Source organism: Chlamydiales bacterium, assembly GCA_016185065.1.
GTDB lineage: Bacteria > Chlamydiota > Chlamydiia > Chlamydiales > Rhabdochlamydiaceae.
In genome coordinates, this window is sequence record JACPOL010000008.1 from 294,282 (window position 1) to 315,893 (window position 21,612).

Genomic DNA, 21,612 nt, shown 5'->3' on the forward strand with positions numbered 1-21,612 from the left:
TACGCTGAATTTTCTTTATTTACCAGGAAAGGTCGCTCGTTTAAAATTTTGTTTCGCACAACTTCTATCTGGAGAGAACTTTGAAACTACCTTCGGCACTGTTTATCACCTCAATTCTTTTATTAACTGCCTGCTCAAACTCCACAACAAGTGTAGAGCGTAGAAGCAAACAGACCGCCCGTTTTAACATCCATTCGGAGCCCCCCTCCTTAGATCCGCGTAAAGCCACCGACACCACATCGATCTCTGTGATCCGGATGTGCTTCGAAGGATTAATGCGATTGGGACAAGGATCCGCTCCAGAGCTCGCTCTTGCAAACCAAGTTTTAATTTCAGAGGATGGAAAATCGTATACATTCACATTAAGAGAGGCGAGCTGGTCGGATGGAACGCCGATCACCGCCATGGATTTTGAGAAGAGCTGGAAGACGATTTTGGATCCCAGCTTTCCCTCGGAGATCGGTCTCGACCTCTACATTTTAAAAAATGCGAAGGCGGCAAGAGAGGGAAAACTTCCGCTTGATCAAGTGGGAGTAAAAGCGGTGGACGCGCGCACACTGCAGGTGGAGCTCTCCTACCCGCATCCCCACTTCCTGCTTATGGTCACATCCCACACTTTCCTTCCGGTTCCAAGTCATATTCCAGAGGCCTATCCCAACTGGGCTGAGAATGAGAAGCACTATGTAAGTTCGGGACCTTTTAAACTTAAAGAGTGGAAGCACTACAACCAGATCACGCTAGAAAAGAACCCAGACTACTGGGACGCTCAAGCAGTTAAGCTTAACGAGATCCAACTGGCGATCATCGAAGATGAGAACACAGAACTTGCCATGTTTGAAAATGGAGAGCTCGACTGGGCGGGAAGCCCGCTCTCTCAGCTTCCTATCGATGCGCTACCTACCCTTATGAAAAAGAAAGAGGTTAACCTCTACGACCTATCCGGCGTCTACTACTTTATTTTTAATACAAGAGAGTTTCCCTTCAACAACGTGAAGATGCGCAGAGCGTTTTCTCTAGCTATCAACCGCCAGGCGATCATTGAAAATGTTACGCAGGGCAGACAGAAGCCCGCCACCAGCCTTATCCCTCCCTCCATGTGGAAAGAGGAGATCTCCTACTTTAAAGATGCGGATATCACAGAGGCGCGCCGCTTGTTTGCAGAGGCGCTTAAAGAGCTCAACATCACTAAAAGCGAGCTCCCCTCTCTTGCACTCAGCTACAACACAAGTGCGGCACACCATAAAATTGCACAGGCGATCCAGCAGCAGTGGGTGGAGGCCTTCGGCGTCCAGGTCCACTTAGAAAATAAAGAGTGGAAGGTCTTTTTAGATGAGGTCTACCACCACCAGTTTCAGATCGCGCGGATGGGTGGAATTGCAGCCATCAACGATCCAGCTGACTTTTTAGAGGCATCCCGCTATTATCCCTCTAGCAGAAACCAGTCGCAGTGGTATAGTCCGCGCTATGCGGCTCTTATGGATAAGTCCGAGCAGACAAAAGATGCCGAAACGCGCAAAGCCATACTTAGAGAGGCGGAGAAAATTTTGATCGAGGAGATGCCGATTGCTCCCATCTATTTTTACACCGGAGCTTTTCTGAAAAAGCCCTACTTAAAAGATGTCTTTGTCTCTGAGCTCAGCGAACTAGATCTGAAACACGCCTATCTCGAGAAAGAGTGAATATGTTTCGTTTTCTGATCAAAAAAGCGTGTATCCTCTTTGTTTCTCTCTTCCTCGTCTCTACGCTCACTTTTTTTCTGATGCATGCAATTCCAGGAGACCCCTTTGTGCAAGAGAGGGCCGTCCCAGAAGAGATTCTGAAAGCCCTACACAAGCATTATGGATTGGATCAACCTCTTCACGTTCAGTATGGAAAGTACCTGAAAGGACTATTCACCCTCGATCTGGGCCCCTCCTTCAAGTATCAAGGCAGAACAGTTAACGATATCATTAGCGAGGGGTTCCCCATCTCTCTCACTCTTGGCCTTGAAGCCCTGCTGATTGCGCTCGCATTTGGAATCGCCTTCGGCACGATTGCGGCTCTGAAGCATCAGCGCTGGCAGGACCACTTCTCTATGATCTTCGGAGTCATTGGCATTTCAGTGCCAAGCTTTATTCTCGCTACATTTCTGCAGTACCTTCTAGCCATGAAACTCGACCTATTCCCCGTTGCTAGATGGGGAACATTCAGCCAATCTATCCTGCCAGCTCTATCGCTTGCAGCACTGCCAATGGCGTTTATCGCAAGGCTCACACGCGCAAATATGATTGAAGTGCTGCAGCAGGAGTTTATACAGACCGCTAGAGCGAAGGGGCTCAACTCCTTTCAGATCGTCTGGAAGCATGTGCTGCGCAATGCACTCCTTCCTGTTGTTACTTACTTAGGCCCTCTTACTGCCGCGGTGCTCACGGGCAGCTTTGCTGTCGAAAAGATCTTCGGGATCCCGGGCTTGGGCCAGTGGTTCGTGCTTTGCATCACTAATCGCGACTACACCGTTATCATGGGAACAACAGTTTTTTATAGTGCGCTGCTGATGTTTGCAGTTTTTCTTGTCGATATCCTCTACTGCTTTATCGATCCTAGAATCAAACTTGGGAGCCGAGAGACGTAATGGATCAAGAACTCTTTTCTCCGCTTGCACCTGAACAAGCTGCTCGCCTCTCGAAAGAAAAAGAGAAGTACGACTCATCTTCTTACTGGAAAGATGCGTGGGCAAGACTACGCGCAAATCGCTTGGCGATGGTCGGCCTCTGCATACTGATGGCACTTCTTGCGCTTGCAATCGTTGGACCTTTCCTCACGCCATACACCTACTATGAGACCCACCTGCATCTTAAAAATCAGCCTCCCTCTTGGCAGTTCTGGTTTGGTACAGATGAGCTTGGAAGGGATCTTTTTACCCGCCTCTGGTGGGGAGCAAGAATCTCTCTCTTCGTCGGTATCTCCGCCTCTCTTGTCGATCTGGTGATCGGCGTCTTTTACGGAGCAGTAGCAGGTTTTGTGGGATCGAAAACAGCGGAGCTGATGATGCGCGTTGCAGATATTCTGTATGCGATCCCCTATCTACTCGTAGTGATCCTGCTCATGGTGGTAATCGGCTCGGGCCTCACTACGATCATCATCGCCCTCACAATTACAGGATGGATTGGCATGGCGCGCATCGTGCGCGGGCAGATCCTCCAAATTAGAGAGCTCGATTTTGTTAAAGCAGCTTACGTAATTGGAGCTAGCCGCCGCAGAATCCTTTTAAACCACCTCATACCAAATGCGATGGGACCCATCATTGTAACGGTAACTCTCACAATCCCCACCGCAATTTTTGCAGAGGCATTTTTAAGCTTTTTAGGACTCGGCGTGCAGGCACCGATTGCCAGCTGGGGCACAATGGCAAGCGACGGCCTTGCTGCACTGCGCTACTACCCCTGGCGCCTCTTCTTCCCCGCCATCTTCATTAGCCTCACCATGCTCAGCTTTAACCTGCTTGGCGACGGACTGCATGACGCCTTTGACCCGAGGTTGCGCTCGTGAAAAAACTCCTTGAAGTCAAAAACTTAAGCGTTAGCTTCGAAGTTCATAAGAAGAGCCTTCATGCAGTGCGCGAGATCTCCTTCTTTTTAAATGAGGGAGAGAGGCTTGGTATTGTCGGAGAGTCGGGCTGTGGCAAGAGCGCAACGGCAAAAGCACTTATTCAACTCCTTCCCTCCCACTACTCTAAAGTTGGAGGCGAGGTCTGGTTTGATGGTAAAAATCTACTTTCGTACAGCGAACGAGAGCTTCAGAAGATCCGAGGAAAAGAGATCGGAATGATCTTTCAAGATCCGATGACCTCTCTTAATCCCACACTAAAGATAGGAACGCAGATCATCGAAGGCTACCTGAGGCACCACCCCCAAGCGACCTACCAAGAGGCGCATGCGTGCGCCATTGAAATGCTAGAGCTCGTGGGAATTGCACAGCCAAAAGAGCGTGCAAACGCCTACCCTCACACCTTGAGCGGAGGAATGAGACAGCGGGCGATGATCGCACTCGCGCTCGTATGCAGGCCAAAACTTCTTCTTGCAGATGAGCCAACAACTTCGCTCGACGTTACCATCCAGGCCCAGATTCTAGATCTAATGAAAAACATCCAGCAGAAGACGCGCACAAGCGTAATTCTAATCACACACGATTTAAGCGTTGTTGCCGGCTTTTGCGACCGAGTACTTGTAATGTATGCCGGACGAATAGTCGAAGATGCGCCCGTGGAAAAACTCTTTGAAAATCCCCAGCACCCCTACACACAGAGGCTCCTCCAGTCCATTCCTCGCCTAAACATGAGAAAAGACCACCCTCTTATCCCGATTGAGGGCACTCCGCCTAGCCTCTTCTCTCCGCCTCAAGGATGCGCATTCTGTAGTCGCTGCGCTGGAGCGATGAACATCTGCCTTTCGCAAGATCCGCAGGGTTTTTCAATTAGCCAAGATCATACCAGCTTCTGCTGGAAACACGATCCACGAGGAGTCTCAAAATGAAAAATCCTCTAGTTCAAATTAAGAACTTAAAGAAGCACTACATCGTCGGAAAACAGACGTTAAAAGCTGTCGATGACGCCTCTTTGGAGATCTATCCAGGAGAGACATTAGGGCTCGTAGGAGAGAGCGGCTGCGGAAAATCCACTCTGGGTAAGACGCTTGTGCGCCTTGAAACGCCAACCTCAGGAGAGATCTATTTTGAAGGAGAAGATATCTCTACCCTCTCCAAGCAGGGGCTTAAAGAGTTTCGAAAAAAGATACAGATGATCTTTCAAGATCCCTACGCCTCACTCAATCCACGAATGATGGCAAAAGAGATCATTGCAGAACCCCTTGACATCCATGGAATCTACACAAGGCAAGAGAGGCAGAAGAGAGTTGAGGAGCTCTTAGATCTCGTAGGCTTAAGCGGTAACTACTCGGGTCGCTTTCCCCATGAACTCAGCGGCGGCCAGAGACAGAGAATCGGAATTGCGCGCGCCCTTGCAGTTAACCCCTCATTTCTCGTATGCGATGAGCCGATCTCTGCGCTTGATGTCTCGGTGCAGGCTCAGATCATTACTCTTTTAAAGAGACTCCAAGAAGAGATGGGACTTACCTACCTCTTCATCGCACACGACCTTGCGATGGTTAAATACCTCTCAACTCGTGTTGCCGTGATGTATTTAGGCCACCTAGTTGAGCTCGCTCCTTCAGATGAGCTCTATGCAAAACCCCTTCACCCCTACACACAGGCGCTGCTCTCTGCGATTCCTATTCCCGACCCCAAAATCGAAAGAAGCCGCACGCGCATCGTCCTTACAGGCGAGGTTCCAAACGCTTCAAATCCGCCAGCAGGCTGCATCTTCTCCACTCGCTGCCCGCACGCAACCGAGATCTGCCACCGCGTGCGCCCCTCTTGGAAAGAGAGCTCTCCCGGCCACTTCACCTCCTGCCACCTCCACCCTTAACTGCACAGAAAGAGAAAAATTTTACACAGAGATCACAGAGACACAGAGAAGGAGGAGAGCAGAAAAAATGATCTTCTCTTCTTTCTCTGTATCTCTGTGATCTCTGTGTAATTCTTTGTGTAAATCCCTAAAAATTAGTAGGTGACGAGGAGGCGATCTTCGCCGAAGAGACCATCGCTCTTTTTCTCGCCGCTGCAGACCCAGACTCTGCAAGGTGCGTTGCGGAGAATCTTCTCCACCATTAGTCCAACGCCCTGCTCATCTTTTTCTCGAGCTGCACCAATTACGAGAAGATCTACCTTCTCTTCATTGAGAATCTCTAAAATCGCCTTGTCGGTGTAACGCGCACGGATCACACGCAGTTCAATGGTGAGGTTGAATTCGCGCGCAATCGCCTCAGCCCTTTTAAGAACAGCCTCCGCGATAAGCGTTCTCGATTCGAGTGTCGCATCCAGAGGCATCGAAGCGGGAACTTCGATCACGTGGATCGCTGAAATTTTCGCCTCATGGAGGTGCGCAAGCTCGCACGCCATCTGAAGCGTTTCGACCTGTGTGCGGCCTAAGATCGGAACAAGAATGTTCTTTACTTCAAGCGGCTTGTAATCGGGAACGTGTACGCGTTCAATTTCGAGTTGGCCTGTAGATGTGAGCTTATACTTCTTGCGGTAGTAGAGATACATGCAGACCCCGAAGATCATCCAAGCAAACCCGATGTAGCGACCAGCAGGCTTTGTGACCACGACTAGAACCCAGACGCTGAACGTAGCAAGACAACCGATTACCGCAGTTAGCGGGATCGAATGCTTTCCAATTCTGATGTTGAATGGGATTCTAAAGGGGCGGTGTAAGTTTGGTTTTTTAATGCGCAGCATGATTACCGAAAGATGCGCAAAGAAGAAGGCGATCATCGCACCGAAGTTGTAAAGGTCGGCCAAAAAGACCATCCTCCCCTCACTCACAAGCACGATGATAATTGCCACTACTGCAAAAAATGCAAGGGCAACGTAAGGAGTGCGGAAACGCTTATGCAGTTTGTAGAAGAAGCGCGGCAGCTGGTAGTACTCACCCATGTTAAATGAGAGCCTCGAAGCTCCTACAAGACCCGCATTTGAAGCCACAAAGAGAAGAACAGCTGCAAAAATCCCCACCCATGCTCCCAAGGCTACATTTCCAAAAGGAAGATGGTTGACGATTCCCGCAACAGGATCGTCTACATAGGTCGTTCCAAGTTCAAGCGGAGAGACGACAGAGAGAGCAGAAAGAGAGATCCCGATATACATGAGCACCAGAACCGCCATCGTAATCATGATTGCGCGCGGAACTGTTTTCGAAGGCTTCTTCGCCTCCGCTCCCAGCTGCGCAATCGACTCGATTCCCGTGTATGCCACCATCGCCATCGCAGTTCCCTTCCAGAACTCTGGCCATGTGGGCGACCAGGATACATTGGGCACGTTAATTCTCAGATGATCGATAATCTTCTCAAGATCAAACAGCCAGAAGATAGCAATTACGACGATGATTAATTGAGTCACAATCGTAACCGAAACGAGCACAAAACTCATCCGCGTCGACTGGTGAACGCCAAGCGTGTTAATCAAGAGAAGCAGGAGAATTATCCCCACCGTAAAGGCGAGGTGGACCAGTTGAACCTCTTTCATGACTGGGAAGAAGAAGGAGAGGTAGGGGGCAATTGCAAATGCCGAAATAGCGATGGTAACAATGTAGTCGAAGAGCAGTCCCCATCCGGCAATAAAAGAGATCAGATCGTTAAACGCGTGTCTCGCAAAGCTCGCCGTTCCTCCCGATTCGTGAAATGTGGAGGCGAGTTCAGCATAGGTGAGCGCCGTGCACACAAAGACAACACCCGCCAGCACGAGCGCAATCGGTGTTGCCCCCATCGCATAAAGTGCTGTTATCCCCAGAGCGTAGTAGATCGACGACCCGAGATCGCCAAATCCTATTGCAAAAAGATCCGTAACACCGAGCACCCTCTTGAGCGCTCCGCGATCGAGTTGAGCCACCTGCTTTGCACGATTTAAAATACGCTTCATTCCGCAGCTCCTATTCTTAAGCTACGTATGACCTCTTTAGCAACTTTTTGCCAAGCTTAAAGATGCATTAGACGAGGACTTGTCGGGGAAGCTGAAAGAAGACGTTCTCTTCAGTGAAGGTGACCTCTTCGACCGAAGAGACACCGAGCTCTTGAAGACGCTTAATGCAGCGCTGAACCACCTCTTCAGGTGTTGAAGCCCCAGCTGTTAAGCTAATCGTCTGCACGCCGATGAGCCAGGCAGCATCGATCTCCTCTTCGCCATTGATCAGGTAGGCCGTTACTCCGCGCACAGTTGCCACTTCGCGCAAGCGATTCGAGTTTGAACTGCGCGGATCGCCCACAACAAGAACGAGATCAGCTTCGGCAGTGATCTGTCTTAAAGCGAGCTGTCTATTTGTGGTTGCGTAGCAGATGGATGAGCTCGGAAGCGTTTCGATATGTGGATACTTGGCGCTGAGAGCATCTGTAATCTCCTTCACATCATCTAGGCTTAAGGTAGTCTGAGTCGTGTAGAAGAGCCTCTGCTCAGGAGGAAATCTTAACGCCTCCACATCCTTTGCCGATTCGACAATCGTTGTGACATCGGGAGCCTCGCCAAATGTGCCGATAATCTCCACATGCTTTTTGTGCCCGATCAAGATGATATGGTACCCCTTCTCAGCATACCGCTTCACAGCAGAATGGACCTTGGTTACAAGCCCGCAGGTCGCATCGATCTCAATCAGCTCTCTCGATTTTGCAAGAGCTCGCACCTCAGGAGAGACCCCATGTGCAGAGTAGATCAGCCTAGCCCCTCTTGGGACCGACTCGAGATCTTCAATAAAAATCGCCCCCTTCTTTTTGAGATCCTCTACCACATGCTTATTGTGCACGATCTCATGCTTCACGTAGATCGGAGCACCCCATAGTTTTAAAGCGCGCTCGACCGTTTCGATCGCCCTCTCAACCCCAGCACAAAACCCACGCGGCTTAGAAAGAAGAAGCTTCATAATAGACACTCCTTAAAATCAGAGGAGTCAGCTTAAACCAAGAAAACCCTTCTGTCAATGGCCTCTCCCCAGTGTTTAAATGCATAGAAACTCAGCCATCAGAAAGAGTCACGCAAAGACGCCAAGTCGCGAAGAAAACCGAAAGCTTTTAAAGAAATATCTTTACACACTAACGGCTTCGCGTCTTTGCGTTGATCTTCTTAACTACTGAGTTATGCAACAGCATCCCTGCCAAATATATATATATATTAAATTTTAAATTATATGATTCGGCGAAAATTATTAATATTAAACAAATATTAATTCCATTTAATCAAACTTTTAATCATAATTGTTACTATAAACTTTAAAACACATGAGAACATTAACATGTCACTTGAAATAGCCGTCTTTAATGAAAATTACTTTCCGAGACCGCCAGAGGCTCTTCCAAGAGAAGAGACCTCAGCTGCGCCCATAGCAAGCGTTGAGACTCTTCCAGAGGAAGCATTTCACCCAACCGCGATTCACCACGTTCATCGCCTAATTAGCGAAGTGCAAGGGTATGTAGGATTTGGGCTTGATGGCGGCGAGTCGATCGATCTGGGAGAGCGCTACGTGTTCTCTATTGATACAAAATCTATAGTGACTATGTCTACGACAGCTCCATATGCCTTAGCAGATCAGGGCAGTCTCTTTTTGTCGGAAAAGCTATTAAATCTAGATATCGCACTACTTAAGCAGTTTGAGCCTGGCATCTGTCTGGCCCTTTTTCGCTCTGCAATCCTTATAATTTCAGCTGTTCAGAGAGCTGCAGTCTTTACTGTGATCTTTCTCCCTTCGCTTATCCTCTGCACAGCAGCTTCACTTGTTGTAGGCGCTGGAGTTCTTGCCGGCGGAGCCTTTGTACTTGCGTTTGCACTGCTGTTATCTCTGCTTCTCGGGGCAGCCTCCCTTATTCTAAAAATAGGCGAGTTTATGGGGCTCGTAGAGGGCGACCGTAGACCTCCCGCACTCGAGATCCCGGGTGATGATGGAGATGACTTCTTCCCAGAGATTCCAGAAGAAGAAACAGTCGACCTCTCACCAGGAGCTCTAGCGCCTGTCGAATTAGTTATTACAGAATCAAATTAATAATAATTTTAGGAGCCTGAAAGTTATGTCAATTGAATTAACTGAAATTTTAACCCCAGAAGCTGCTCAGAGCAGATTCAACGCGTCGCAGTCACAGTACGCATCCGTTGAGGTTGACTTGGAAAGAGACTTCGAACTCTCAAGTTTAACAAACCGCATTCTTACCTTTATCGAAACTAAACACGCCTATTTGGGTGCAGGTTTTGATGAAGAGGGCGTAATTTCAGAAATCGACAGAAGTAGCCTTTCAAGCTTCGTAGAAACAGCTCCGATTGCAATTGCAAACAGGCTTAGCCTTCCCCTCTGCCAATCTCTAAGAAGATTCGACAGCACCTACTTCGACTGGACGGCACTTTCAATTACTCCACGCTTAGCGCTTCTCGTCATCTCTGCAGCTATTAGAACCTTCATTTTCTTCCCCGTCTACGTAATTGTAACTCTCCTGTGTATACTTGGAACTGCTACCCTCGCGCTACCCGCCTACCTCCATTTTACCAAGCCAAAACCCGACTCTGCACCCGCGGAAGATCTCCCGGTCCCTATGCTTGTAACTGATCCCTATGGCCGCACATACAGCAACGTGGTAGAAGAGTAGTTTAAAATAATTACTTTACACAAGTAAATAGTAATTATTTTAATTCAGATTATAGTAAAAAATACATTCTATTTTATTAATTCTTTTACTATAATATTGGCAATATTTAATTAGATTAAAGACATGTTTAAACATATTAATTTTTAAAAAATGGAGAACATTTATGACAGCAACAAACGCATCAATTGCAATTGGCAATACAGGCCTTGCGCACACATTGATTGATGAAGCGCACATGTATATGGCAAATACTGAAGAGTATAGCGCAGAAGCTACAAAGCTCGATACTACTAGCTACCTGGCATTTGTAAAGAGCGCACCTTTTGCAGCAACAGATAGAGTCTGCGTACCTTTTTCTAGAGCTGTTGAGTGTCTAGACACCAAATTCGTAGAACTGCTGAAAGGCACCTATTTTGAGGGTGGTATGGTTTCGGCTTTCGCACGCGGTGTTTTACTTACAATTTCTGCGCTCTTAAGAGCTGCACTTTTTGCTACAATTTTTGTGGCAGTAGCAGTAGCAGCCTGCCTAGTTGGCATAGGGGTTGCCGCTCACAATGCTTACAACAATTACCCTGTCGACTGCCTCGGCAGCAAATACGACTTGCTGTAAGTCTATACCAGACAAAAAAATCCATGCTCTTTAGTTGAGCATGGATCTTTTTTTAACTAAGATAGTAAAAAAACGGAGTAGTTTTATGGCATCGTCAGCAGGATTAACAACCAGAAGCGGCCTCGTCCATGCGGCGGTATCTGCAACTCATGAGAACATGGCAAACAACAGAAGTTGCAAAGAGGAGCCGACACTGATCGATACACGCTCATACGAAGCTTTTATAAGAAGCGCACCATTTGCTGCTAAAGATGTAGTCTGCTACAACTTTTCAGCAGGTGTTCAGTTCATCGATGATAAATTTATTGAAGCGATTAAGGGCACCTTTTTTGAAGATGGTGCAATCGCTGCTTTTGCGCGAGGACTTTTTCTAACGCTCTCTCTAATTGTTAGAATCCCTCTCTACTTAGGTGTGGTCTCGGGCACGTTTCTACTCTGCCTCCTCGCCACTGCAATACCCGTGCTTCCGATCTACCTCCACTACACAAACCTCCCACCTGAAAAGGTCGACGCTACCCCAAAACCAGTAAGCGAAAAAGGAATGGAAGAGCTGTAACCCAGCTCCTCTCCACCCAACTAAAAGGTCCATGCCTTCACAGGCATGGACCTTTTTATTTTTTGCCGCTCACATCATGTTTTTTCAGACAAAATATTTCTCTAACAACCATTCAGAGTTATTCTTATAATTCTGTAAGATTCTAAGAGAAACAGGATAAAGAGGATCGCAAGCGGCAGGATATGCAGGATTTACCCCATTACAATTTAACAAAAAACATTCTCAAATGCTGCTTCGAGGTAATGAATACTCTAGGAGCCGGTTTTCTTGAGTCTGTATATAAAAACGCGCTAATTATCTCACTGATGGAAGATGGTTTGCAGATAACTAGCGAAAAAGGCTTTGAGGTGATCTTTAAAAACCGAAAAATTGGTCTATTTATCCCAGATCTTATTGTTGAAAAAACAGTAATTATTGAGTTGAAGTGTTGTGAGCACCTATTAGCTGAACATCAAGCGCAGCTCATCAACTATTTAAAGGTGACGGGTATCCAGCTTGGATTATTAGTAAATTTTGGTAAGAGGAAGTTGGAATATAAAAGATTGCACCATCCTGCATATCCTGCCGCTTGCGATCTTCCTTATCCTGTTCTATCTTCGTGACCAAAAAAATTCATGCCTTCACAGGCATGGACCTTTTTTATTGAACGTCGGCAGCGCAGCGGAAGCCGTAGGTGCCGTTCATGGTGCCGGGATTGTTGCGGTGGCGGTGAGAGCAGCGCATATCTTCTTTTAAGCTCTTCCAGCAGCCGCCGCGTAGAACGCGGTAGATCCCTTGAGCTGGACCAGGAGGATTGTTTGGCTCTTGGACGGAGACATCATAGTAGTGGTAGCCATACCAGTCGCTACACCACTCATACACGTTGCCAGCCATATCATAGAGACCACAGCTGTTGGGCGGATAGCTCATCACAGTTGTCGTATCCGAGCTGAAGAAGTTCGCTTGAGAGCGCTCGATATTTGCGCCTGTAGGATATGTAGAATCTTCTAAGTTTCCGCATGCGGCGACCTCCCACTCCGCTTCTGTTGGAAGGCGCTTACCCACCCACTTGGCATAGGCGATCGCACCATACCAGGTGACGCCAACAACAGGGTGTTTACTGTAGCCCGATTCAATATTCAGCTTACCGCCGCTGCGCTTGATGCGAGACTCTCGAAGGCGAATAATGTCGCTGTTCTGCGCATCCTTCTCTCCACCCATCGCCTGCAGAAAACGAACAAACTGCTCGTTTGTTACGGGATGGATGTCGATTGCAAAGCTATCAAGCGTGATCATGTGGCGAGGGATCTCATCGCGCCCGCCATTATTGCTGCCGCGGTGGAAGTTACCACCTTTAATAATCACCATCTCTGAAAGAATAGGATCGAGCTCTTTTATCTCTTGAGGTTTTGGGCGAAACTGGGCAACGCTTGTATCTTTTTGGAAGATGGCACCTGGATCCTCATCAAACTCTGGCCTTATGAGTTCTGGCTCTTTAATTTTTGGCTTTAAAGCAGTGCCCTCGGTCTTCGCATCTTGCCCATGAAGAGCTTTGACAACAGCGTTCAAAGAGAGAGGTCGTTTTACAGGATCGGGCTGCAAGCACTGGATGATTAGATGGTCCCATGCGAGTTTATATTCCGGATGTGCCTGAGACGGCAGCGAAAAGAAGCCTTCTGGATAGAAGCCCATGATCATGTAGTAGACGAGCACTCCAAACGCATAGATATCACCTGCTCTTGCGTCGACACTTGTTAGATTTCTCTGTTCTGGCGGCAGGAAGGCGAAGTGGCGTGAAAAGAAGCTCAAATGAGCATCATTTAATAAAACATCATAAGTGCGGCGCAGCAACTTATCTGCACTAAGAAGAGAGCTAAGCCCCGCATCCGCAAGCGATACGGATAGGCTCTTCCCATCGTTCGAGATGAAAACGTTATTAAGCGAGATCGACCCATGAGAAACTCCCTTCTCATGCAAGCAGTTTAGTGCCGAGGCGATCTGTTCAACGATAGAGAAGAGCTCGCCTTCATTAAGAGGATCTTTTCGCGCCGCAAGAAAATCGGAAAGCGTACTGAGATCTTCCCGACTGCTAAAAATAAAGTCGCTAACAAGAAAGTATTTGCCCGAAGAGAATGAGATGTTATGCACCTTTGCAAGGTGCGGATGGTCGATGCTCGCAAGAGCCGCCACCAGCTCTTCAAATCTCTTGCGGAAGTTCTGGTCCGCGGCTAAATCTTCAGGTAGGACTTTAAGGAGAAAAGAGCGTTTCAGAAAACTGTGGTGTCCGAGATAGAGCGCACCGAGCGCACCTACTCCCATCTCTTTTAAAATCTGATAGTCGCCAAGTGTTCTTTCCATGAACCTATCCGCAAATTATAAGTTTAGGATCGCTTTTTCTATCTTGTCTCTTTCAGTGATCGCAGCTTCGCACAGATTCTGTCTACAGATGTAAATTGCCGTCTTACCATCGATAGGCGTTTTTTCAGACTCCTCTGGCAGAAGAAGATCGAGCTCGCTTCCATACTTCCAGATCACTTCTAGATGAGGAGAAAACCGTTTTGCCAGCCACCCTTTGATCTCCTTTTCAAGAGAGCGCTTCTCATCAAGTGCTACAACGAGTGTGGGGGCACGTAGATCGAGATAGCGTTGAAGCGCCATCAGAAGATAACAGGCGCCAGGTGGATATGTCTCCATATAATTTTTTGCTGCCTTCAGAATGTCCTCAGCTTGCCTCAAGTAGGTCTCTTCTTTAGTTAGCTGGTAGAGACGCAGAAGGTTTTCACAGTGGACCCCGTTCCCTGAAGGTTCTGCTCCATCATAGAACTCACACTTGCGAACAACGATCTCCTCTTCCGTGTGATAGAAGGCTCCTTTCGGTGCTTTAAAACGGTGGAAGAGAACTTCAGAGAGCTCTATCGCCCACTCAAGCCAGTGGACGCCACGGCCATATTCAAAAAGAGTTAATAAGCCTCTAATTAGAAAAGCGTAGTCCTCAAGCGCAGGCGCACATCCCGCCTCTTTTTCGCGCAGACGCCTTAGCAGCTTTCCATCCTTCCAGAGCTGACCGTGAATCAGTTCTGCTGCTTTCACTGCGGCCGCTGTAAAATCCTCTCTTTCCAAAGCTGCACCTGCATGAGCAAACGTATCGATCATGAGTCCATTCCAGCAGCAGAGAATCTTATCATCCTTAAACAGCGCTGGGCGCTTTGCACGCTTTTCAAAAAGCGCGACTCGCGCTTTTGCAAGACGCGCGGAAGCGGCATCAATGAGATCTTTTTTACCCTCTAAAAGCTGCTCTAAAGGAGTTTCGATATAGAGAACATTTCTGCCTTCAAAATTTCCAGCCTCGGTAACTCCATAGTACTTGCAAAAGAGGTTGGCATCCTCTGGAGATAGAACTTCGCGAATTTCTGCGGGTGTCCAGGTGTAGAAGAGCCCCTCGTGTCCATCTGTATCTGCATCTTGAGCCGAGTAGAACCCTCCTTCGGAGCTGCACATTTCACGAAGCTCATAGGTAAGCGTCTCTTCAACAATCTGGCGAAATACTGGTTTTCCAGTGAACTTCCACGCTTGAAGGTAGGTCTTAGCGAGAATAGCATTGTCGTAGGCCATCTTCTCAAAGTGAGGAGTCATCCACCTCTCATCGGTAGAGTAGCGCGAAAAGCCACCGCCGAGATGGTCGTAGATTCCACCCCTGTGCATCATCTCAAGCGTGAGTTCAACAAAGAAGAGCGCGCGACTCTCCTCTTCCGTCTTTGCGTAGGAGAGAAGAAAGTCGGCCTGATAGCCCATGGGAAACTTTGGCTCTCCGCGCACCCCGCCGAAAACTGGATCTGCAGTTTGAAAGATCACGTCGATCGCATTTGAAATCTGCTCTTCGTCGGGAAGCTCGTCGCCTTTTGTTTCAACTGCATTTGCAAAGGTCTGAACAAGCCGGCTCGCCTGCTCTACGAGTTGAAGCCTCTCTTCTCCTGCCCAGAGCTGCTTAATCTGCAGTATGAACTGATCGAAGCCGATCAATCCCTGCCGCCCGTTGGGAGGCAGATAGGTAACCGCAAAGAAGGGCTTTAAATCTGGCGTCAAAATCACATTGAGAGGCCATCCTCCCCCCGTTCCCATGAGAGCTTGGGCAAACTCCATGTAGATGCTATCCACATGTGGGAGCTCTTCCCGATCGACCTTGATGCAGATGAAGGTCTCGTTCATCAGCTTTGCAAGCTCGGGATTTTCAAACGACTCGCGCTCCATCACATGGCACCAGTGGCAGGTGGCATAGCCAATAGATAGAAAAATCGGTTTATCGGCGGTTTTTGCCGCTTCAAAGGCCTCTCTCCCCCAAGGGTACCAGTCAACCGGGTTGTGCGCATGCTGGAGAAGATAGGGAGACTTCTCGTGGATTAGCCGGTTGGTATAGGGGGGTGTGGCCATGAGAGATCTGCCCTTTTAGATAACCCCTAGATACTTAGCGAGATACCACGCTACAACTAGAACGAGTGCTGAGGCTCCCGCCCAGACGAGATTGGGAAACCACTTTACGCCCCCTCCCATGCTTCCTCTGACCTCTAAAGTCCCGATTCCATAGGAGAAGTCATGCTTCTCTGCAGGCACTTTAAACGCGTGTGGATGCTCTTTCATGATCTTTTCTGTGTCTAGCCCCAAAAACGAGGAGTATTGCCTCATAAAGCCCATTGCGTAGACCCCAGCCACATGCTGCTGAATCTGCCCCTCTTCGATCGCCTCGATGTAGGAGGACCTAATCGACGTTGAATTCTCAACCTCTTTTAACGAGAGATTAAGCTCTTTTCTCTTCCCTTTCAAAAGCGCACCTACGCGCTTTAACTCTTCACTCATAAAAACCCTCCAAACCTGTCTAAAAACAGTCCTCTATCTTTACCACATGCGTCAAATATGCAAAACCTAATTCACAACCCTCCACAACACTCTAAAAACCAACAACTTACACAATCAAGCAATTTATTGAAATTAAAGTATTTTTTATATATAATTGTAATTACAAATTAACAATTTAATAAAACAAACAAAACAAAATGACATCTACTTTCGGTTCTATTCAAAAAGTTTGTGGAAGCGCTGAAGAAATTGTCGTCTTCGGTTTCAGCCACTGTCGTTACGTCCATGCGAAGACTATTCTTCGAAAAGACCCCAAAATCAAACAAGTCTATGATTATGCTCTAATGGGGCAGAAAAACCTTCAAAACAGGCCTTTCTTAAAGGTCCCTATCGACTCTGGTGGAAACGCAATTGCTCGATCCTGCAAGGCTGTGCTAGTTAGCCTTATCTTTGAAAATTACAAGAGAGAACATGAGGGAAAGCCACTCATCCCTCTTATCTTTTGCATCGCCTACAATGACATCCCTCCCACAAGCGCAGAAGATCTAGCGTCAAAAAAGCATAATTTAAATGCACTCGTTACACACTCTGAAATGAGACGCGCTTATAAACTTTGCGAAGAGTTCCCCGATGAGCAAGTGAGATCTGTCGCCAAAAAGACCTTTAAATTTGTTAGAGTCGAAGAGGATCTTTCTATTAAAAACGGCCCGTTATCCTACGTAGAGATCCCTGCACCTTGGGAATTGGGCGCCTGGGCCAAGGCCTGGGAGCTTAGAAAAGAGAAGAAAGGATCGCAGCGCGAAGAGAGCAAATCAGAGTCCACAAGTTCAGAGAGCGAAAGCAGCAGCAGTAGCGATAGCACCAGTACATGGGCAGAACCTCGAAAGAAGGAGCACCCCTGGCGCCAAGAACTCTTAGGTCTTATCGAATCTTACACTCCCCCTAAAAAAGCCTCCTGCTTCTGCACCATTTTATAATATCCATCTTTCTTTGATTGAGCGAAGCGAAATCCCTGGAGTGCGGCGCTCCGCGCCGCCTTAATTTTTTGGGTTTTATTGAGAATATTCTTCTCGGGAGAAGCCAAGGCGGTGCAGAGCACCGCACTCCAGGGATTTCGCTTCGCTCAATCAAAGAGGACCTTTCCATCTCCTGTTAGCGCAACAACATTTCCTTGGATTGTTTTGGAGGGTTTCGTTTATACATGGCGGAAAAAAGCGCTTAAGTCTGCCAAATGCCATCTTGTTTTGTAGCTACAATCGACACTAGCCTCGCTCAGAAGATGCGAGAGGATCTCGCTGAAAAGGGGTTCACCCTGACCATGCCCCCCTACACCTTTTTCTCTGCGGTAAAAGAGGGGGTCTCCTGCACTCTCTACACCTCTGGGAAGCTCACCGTGCAGGGCAAAGGGATGGATGAGTTCATCACCTACTACCTGGAACCGGAGATATTAAAAAACGTCTCCTACAGCTACCCCGAAGTCAATGTGGATCTCACACCGCGCATTGGTATCGATGAGGCCGGCAAAGGGGACTTCTTCGGCCCTCTCTGCATCGCTGGAGTGCAAGCTGGCGAGGAGAAGGTCAAAGAGCTAATTTCGATTGGTGTGCGCGATAGCAAGCAGATGAGCGACGCTGCGGTGATCGCTTTAAGCAAGAAGATCCGTCAAAATTTCGCCCACAGCATCGTCAGAATTTCGCCTCCGAAGTACAATGAGCTCTACGGGAATTTCAAGAATCTAAATCGCCTTCTCGCTTGGGGACATGCGACTGCAATTGGCGAGCTCGTAACAAAGACGAGCTGCCAGAATGTGATCATCGACCAGTTTGCAAGCGAACACCTGGTTATCTCGGCACTAAAAAGTAAAAAGCTCGATGTCAACCTCACTCAACGCCATGGAGCGGAGAGCGATCCTGTCGTCGCTGCCGCATCGATCCTCGCGCGCGCGGCCTTTCTGCAGGGATTAGAAGAGCTGGGGCAGCAGATAGCTATTCCCCTGCCAAAAGGAGCCTCAAAGAAGGTTCTTGAAACGGGAAGAATCATCGTGCACAAACTAGGGGAAGAAGCGCTTGGAAAAGTTGCTAAGCTCCACTTTAAAACCCGAGACGACATCCTCCGCACCCTTCTATGATCTACCGTCTTCTTATCAAAAATCTAGCTCTGATTGAAAGTGCAGAGATCTCTTTTGAAAAAGGGCTGAATGTGCTCACTGGTGAGACGGGAGCGGGCAAGACGATCGTCTTAACCGCGCTTGGTCTCATTCTGGGAAAAAGAGCGCAGACTAATCTTTTGAGAACGGGCGCCGATAAAGCGAGCGTAGAGGCGACCTTTCAACTCGACGACTCGTCGCCAACCTGGAAAATTCTTGAAGAGTTTGGGATCGATTACGATCCCAGTGAGATGCTCATCATCAGCCGCCAGCTCACCGCCGATGGCAAGAGTCGGGCGCAGATCAACTGCCAGACAGTGCCTCTTCCAGTTCTACAAAAAGTGGGTTGCTCCCTCTGTGATCTCATCGATCAGAGCTCACATCAAGAGCTAAAACAGATCGAAAACTTGCGCGAGCTCTTAGATCTCTATGCCGAAGCGGTAGACCTCCGAAAAGAGTTTGAAGGCTCTTGGGAAAAAGAGAACGCTCTTAAAGCAGAACATGAAAAACTTGTTAAGCTATCCGAAAAGAGAGATCAGGAGAGCGAGTTCCTCTCCTATCAACTTGAGGAGCTTCAAGAGGCGCGCCTGCACGAAGAAGAGAGCTGCTTTGCCGAATATCAGCTCCTTGCGCGCAGAAAAGAGCTGCTTGAAAAGGTTCATAATATTCAGGGAGCCCTTTCAGACTCTCCCCACGCGGTTCTAAACCAGTTATCTAAACTTAAGAGCGCACTTGAGTCGGTAGCAAAAATCGATCCTGAACTGGAGAAGACCCTTCCTCTATTCCAAGAGGCTCTCATCCCGCTCAGAGAGGTAGGAGAGCTATTAAACAGCTGCTTAGACCAGAAAGAGGCCGATCCTAAAAGACTGCTCTACCTGGATGAGCGCCTAGCCAAAATGCACCTTTTAAAGCGTAAAATTGGCAAGAGCACAAGAGAAGAGATCGCCCTTTACGAGAAATCACTGTCAGATCAGCTAGAAAAGCTCGACTCTCTCGATCAAGAGATTAAAAGCATAAGAGAGCAGTTAACTCAAGTTCAACAGGAGACAGAATCGCTCGCTTCTAAACTCACTGAAAAGCGCAAGAAGAGTGCTGCAAAATGGCAAAAAGAGCTCACCACCTCTCTGCAAGCCTTGAACATGCCCTCAGCGGAGCTTAAACTTGAGATTCAGCCGCAAGCGAGAAGCGCCTCTGGAGATGATCTCCTCGTCTTTTTAATGAGAGCAAACAAGGGAGAGTCTCTTTTGCCTGTACAGGCGTGCGCAAGCGGAGGAGAGCTATCGCGTCTACTTCTTTCGATAAAAACTACGCTCGCTGAAAAAAATCAGACTCCTATCCTCGTCTTCGATGAGATCGACGCGAATGTGGGTGGAGAGACTGCTACTTTAATCGGCCAGAATCTAAAGGCTCTAGCTCAAGTTAGACAGCTGATCTGCGTGACCCACTTCCCTCAGCTGGCCCGCTTCGCAGAGCAGCACATGCGTCTTCGCAAGAGCGAGCTAGATGGACGCACGACAACAACTATCCAGACGCTCAATTCATTAGAAAAAGAGAAAGAACTCATCAGAATGCTCGGAGGAGAAAAAGTTCCAAAATGAATCTCAAAATGCATCGATATACCGCACTCGCACTTATCCCCATTCAACTCGCGACCTCTTCCTACGTCCTGCTCACCGACTACAGCTTTTTAAAAAATCGTCCCAGCCTCTATTTCGAATCTGAGTATAGACAGGTTGGCAAAGCCAAGTTCCGCACAGAGTCTGTGGAAGGCTCCCACGTCAAATATGCCGATGGTTTTGGCTCCCTCTACTTCTCCCACCCCGTCTCTGAAAACAACTACCTCTCTTGGGAGGCTGGCTACTCTGCCATGAAGTTCGACTGGAAAGATAACCCGCGCTTTAAAGGGGATGACTACCATATCGCTGTTGGCTCTCTCGGGTGGGTCTCGACCTCTATCGACCGCTGGCGCTGGGTTTTTACAGGTTCGGCAACCGTTGACACCAGAAGCTTCAATTTCGGCAAGGATGGGGTCTATTACGGCTTTATGTGGGGCAGATACGCCTATAGCGCTACCACCGGTATTCACATCGGCTGGTATGGCCACTATGGAATGGAAAATGGGTATGTGCAGCCTGTGATTGGTGTTGATTCAAGAATTGGAGAGAAGTGGCAGCTCAATGCGATCTACCCGATCGACCTTTCGCTCTCCTACCTGATGAACCCCTCTTGGTCGCTTACATTAAAGTATGCGACCTTCGGGCGGCCCTATCGCCACCCGTGGCGCATTCATGGCGGAATTGGAAAATTTAAAGATGGTATCTTTGAAGTCTATGCTTCTGGAGCAGAACTAGACTTGAACTATAACTACAAAGCAAACTTTCTAGCTGGAATTGGCGGCGGTTGGAATTTTGGTGGCTGGATCCTCATTAAAGACAGAGACAACCACCACCCAAAATACTACAAGTATGACGATGCCGCTTACGGCAAGGTCTACCTCGCGGCTACTTTTTAACCAATTCTTATAAAAATTTCTCTTAGCAAGTTTACTAGCTGAAGAGACATGTCGGGTAGGCCAGGGGAAAGCTGCGCTTTCTCTCGGGGCCTCCCTGCGACATGCCTCTTCAATCACCTACAAATTTCTCGGCTACTTTTTAACCAGCTTGAATGAGTTGATGAACTGGTCGAAGTCGGCCTCGTCGTAGTGCTGCATCTCGCACTCCATTGCCATTAGGTAGAGGCTGTTCTTCACCATCATCGCACGTCCTTTGAAGAAGACGCTGCCTGTACGAATGAAGAAGTCGAGAGCCTCTCTTCCCCCAACGAGAACGAGGTCTGCGAAGATAAGCTGGTTAGCAGGGTTGTGTGAGAGTAGCCCATTTAAGAAGCTCTCCAAACTAATCTGCGCATAGCTCTCATCAACGAAGTCTGGGTATTGGGCGATAAGAAGCATGAAGACGCTCTTCTTATCTACATTTGCGATGTAGGCGTCATACTTCAGATCAAACCCCTCTTTATTACCATCGCTCATCTTCTCGCTCACGTGCTCAGGAGAACGCGGAAAGAGCATTGAGCAGCTACCGATTGTAGAGTGGTACTCCTGCCAGGAGGTCTTCATCTCTAGATTCTTATCTTTCGATCTGTTTGCCTTTGGAGCTTCTGCAGCAGACAGATTGCACTGTGCGAGAGCCATGCAGCTAATTGCGCTTACGATGATCAGATTTTTTATATTTTTAATAGATAGATTGCCCATATCTCTCCT

20 protein-coding genes are annotated in these 21,612 nt (G+C 48.1%); 14 read left to right on the top strand and 6 right to left on the bottom strand.

Annotated elements, in window-relative coordinates; genetic code table 11:
- Positions 1 to 80: 80 nt before the first annotated feature.
- From HYX48_05325 to HYX48_05345, 5 genes are read left to right on the top strand one after another with little or no spacing between them, the layout of a single operon-like run.
- Positions 81 to 1,679 (top strand): peptide ABC transporter substrate-binding protein, encoded by a 1,599-nt coding sequence (locus tag HYX48_05325; protein ID MBI2743319.1) that lies wholly within the window; start codon positions 81 to 83, stop codon positions 1,677 to 1,679.
- A 2-nt stretch (positions 1,680 to 1,681) separates the two neighbouring features.
- Complete coding sequence (locus HYX48_05330) at positions 1,682 to 2,611, top strand: ABC transporter permease (protein MBI2743320.1); 930 nt, start codon at positions 1,682 to 1,684, stop codon at positions 2,609 to 2,611.
- Positions 2,611 to 3,528, top strand: coding sequence for an ABC transporter permease (locus tag HYX48_05335; GenBank protein ID MBI2743321.1), 918 nt, complete (start codon positions 2,611 to 2,613; stop codon positions 3,526 to 3,528). The genes HYX48_05330 and HYX48_05335 overlap by 1 nt, the downstream gene beginning before the upstream one ends.
- Entirely contained in the window at positions 3,525 to 4,511 is a 987-nt protein-coding gene (locus HYX48_05340) for an ABC transporter ATP-binding protein (GenBank protein ID MBI2743322.1), read from the top strand. The genes HYX48_05335 and HYX48_05340 overlap by 4 nt, the downstream gene beginning before the upstream one ends.
- Positions 4,508 to 5,461: an ATP-binding cassette domain-containing protein gene (locus HYX48_05345; GenBank protein ID MBI2743323.1), complete on the top strand. Its 954-nt coding sequence runs from the start codon at positions 4,508 to 4,510 to the stop codon at positions 5,459 to 5,461. Before HYX48_05340 ends, HYX48_05345 begins: the two co-directional genes overlap by 4 nt.
- A gap of 134 nt (positions 5,462 to 5,595) precedes the next feature.
- Here HYX48_05345 and HYX48_05350 read toward each other — a convergent pair whose 3' ends face one another.
- Both HYX48_05350 and ispH read right to left on the bottom strand, forming a co-directional pair.
- Complete coding sequence (locus HYX48_05350; GenBank protein MBI2743324.1) at positions 5,596 to 7,512, bottom strand: universal stress protein; 1,917 nt, start codon at positions 7,510 to 7,512, stop codon at positions 5,596 to 5,598.
- Between the two features lie 67 nt (positions 7,513 to 7,579).
- Complete coding sequence (ispH, locus tag HYX48_05355) at positions 7,580 to 8,503, bottom strand: 4-hydroxy-3-methylbut-2-enyl diphosphate reductase (GenBank protein MBI2743325.1); 924 nt, start codon at positions 8,501 to 8,503, stop codon at positions 7,580 to 7,582.
- Between the two features lie 369 nt (positions 8,504 to 8,872).
- Here ispH and HYX48_05360 point away from each other — a divergent pair, with 369 nt between their 5' ends.
- The 5 genes from HYX48_05360 to HYX48_05380 all read left to right on the top strand — a co-directional run bounded on the left by HYX48_05360 (position 8,873) and on the right by HYX48_05380 (position 11,979).
- On the top strand, positions 8,873 to 9,616 hold the full coding sequence (locus tag HYX48_05360) for a hypothetical protein (protein ID MBI2743326.1): 744 nt from the start codon (positions 8,873 to 8,875) through the stop codon (positions 9,614 to 9,616).
- A 25-nt stretch (positions 9,617 to 9,641) separates the two neighbouring features.
- Positions 9,642 to 10,211, top strand: coding sequence for a hypothetical protein (locus tag HYX48_05365; protein MBI2743327.1), 570 nt, complete (start codon positions 9,642 to 9,644; stop codon positions 10,209 to 10,211).
- A 163-nt stretch (positions 10,212 to 10,374) separates the two neighbouring features.
- Complete coding sequence (locus HYX48_05370) at positions 10,375 to 10,821, top strand: hypothetical protein (GenBank protein MBI2743328.1); 447 nt, start codon at positions 10,375 to 10,377, stop codon at positions 10,819 to 10,821.
- 85 nt (positions 10,822 to 10,906) lie between these two features.
- Positions 10,907 to 11,377, top strand: coding sequence for a hypothetical protein (locus tag HYX48_05375; GenBank protein ID MBI2743329.1), 471 nt, complete (start codon positions 10,907 to 10,909; stop codon positions 11,375 to 11,377).
- Between the two features lie 182 nt (positions 11,378 to 11,559).
- Positions 11,560 to 11,979, top strand: coding sequence for a GxxExxY protein (locus tag HYX48_05380; GenBank protein MBI2743330.1), 420 nt, complete (start codon positions 11,560 to 11,562; stop codon positions 11,977 to 11,979).
- A gap of 37 nt (positions 11,980 to 12,016) precedes the next feature.
- On the opposite strand, the gene HYX48_05385 is transcribed toward HYX48_05380, so the two are convergent.
- Genes HYX48_05385 through HYX48_05395 form a run of 3 tightly spaced genes read right to left on the bottom strand, consistent with a single transcriptional unit; the run spans position 12,017 to position 16,207 of the window.
- Entirely contained in the window at positions 12,017 to 13,714 is a 1,698-nt protein-coding gene (locus HYX48_05385) for an SUMF1/EgtB/PvdO family nonheme iron enzyme (GenBank protein ID MBI2743331.1), read from the bottom strand.
- A 15-nt stretch (positions 13,715 to 13,729) separates the two neighbouring features.
- Positions 13,730 to 15,784 carry a thioredoxin domain-containing protein gene (locus tag HYX48_05390; GenBank protein MBI2743332.1) on the bottom strand — a complete coding sequence of 685 codons (2,055 nt, stop codon included), beginning with the start codon at positions 15,782 to 15,784 and terminating at the stop codon, positions 13,730 to 13,732.
- Between the two features lie 15 nt (positions 15,785 to 15,799).
- Positions 15,800 to 16,207, bottom strand: coding sequence for a helix-turn-helix domain-containing protein (locus tag HYX48_05395; GenBank protein MBI2743333.1), 408 nt, complete (start codon positions 16,205 to 16,207; stop codon positions 15,800 to 15,802).
- A 197-nt stretch (positions 16,208 to 16,404) separates the two neighbouring features.
- Here HYX48_05395 and HYX48_05400 point away from each other — a divergent pair, with 197 nt between their 5' ends.
- The 4 genes from HYX48_05400 to HYX48_05415 all read left to right on the top strand — a co-directional run bounded on the left by HYX48_05400 (position 16,405) and on the right by HYX48_05415 (position 20,865).
- Positions 16,405 to 17,184 carry a hypothetical protein gene (locus tag HYX48_05400; protein MBI2743334.1) on the top strand — a complete coding sequence of 260 codons (780 nt, stop codon included), beginning with the start codon at positions 16,405 to 16,407 and terminating at the stop codon, positions 17,182 to 17,184.
- 254 nt (positions 17,185 to 17,438) lie between these two features.
- The gene (locus HYX48_05405; GenBank protein ID MBI2743335.1) at positions 17,439 to 18,335 is read left to right on the top strand and encodes a ribonuclease HIII; all 897 of its coding nucleotides are present in this window, start codon (positions 17,439 to 17,441) and stop codon (positions 18,333 to 18,335) included.
- Positions 18,332 to 19,951, top strand: a complete 1,620-nt coding sequence (recN, locus tag HYX48_05410) for a DNA repair protein RecN (protein ID MBI2743336.1) — start codon at positions 18,332 to 18,334, stop codon at positions 19,949 to 19,951. Before HYX48_05405 ends, recN begins: the two co-directional genes overlap by 4 nt.
- Positions 19,948 to 20,865 (top strand): hypothetical protein, encoded by a 918-nt coding sequence (locus HYX48_05415; protein MBI2743337.1) that lies wholly within the window; start codon positions 19,948 to 19,950, stop codon positions 20,863 to 20,865. Before recN ends, HYX48_05415 begins: the two co-directional genes overlap by 4 nt.
- A 132-nt stretch (positions 20,866 to 20,997) precedes the next feature.
- On the opposite strand, the gene HYX48_05420 is transcribed toward HYX48_05415, so the two are convergent.
- The gene (locus HYX48_05420) at positions 20,998 to 21,603 is read right to left on the bottom strand and encodes a hypothetical protein (GenBank protein ID MBI2743338.1); all 606 of its coding nucleotides are present in this window, start codon (positions 21,601 to 21,603) and stop codon (positions 20,998 to 21,000) included.
- Between the last annotated feature and the right edge of the window lie 9 nt (positions 21,604 to 21,612).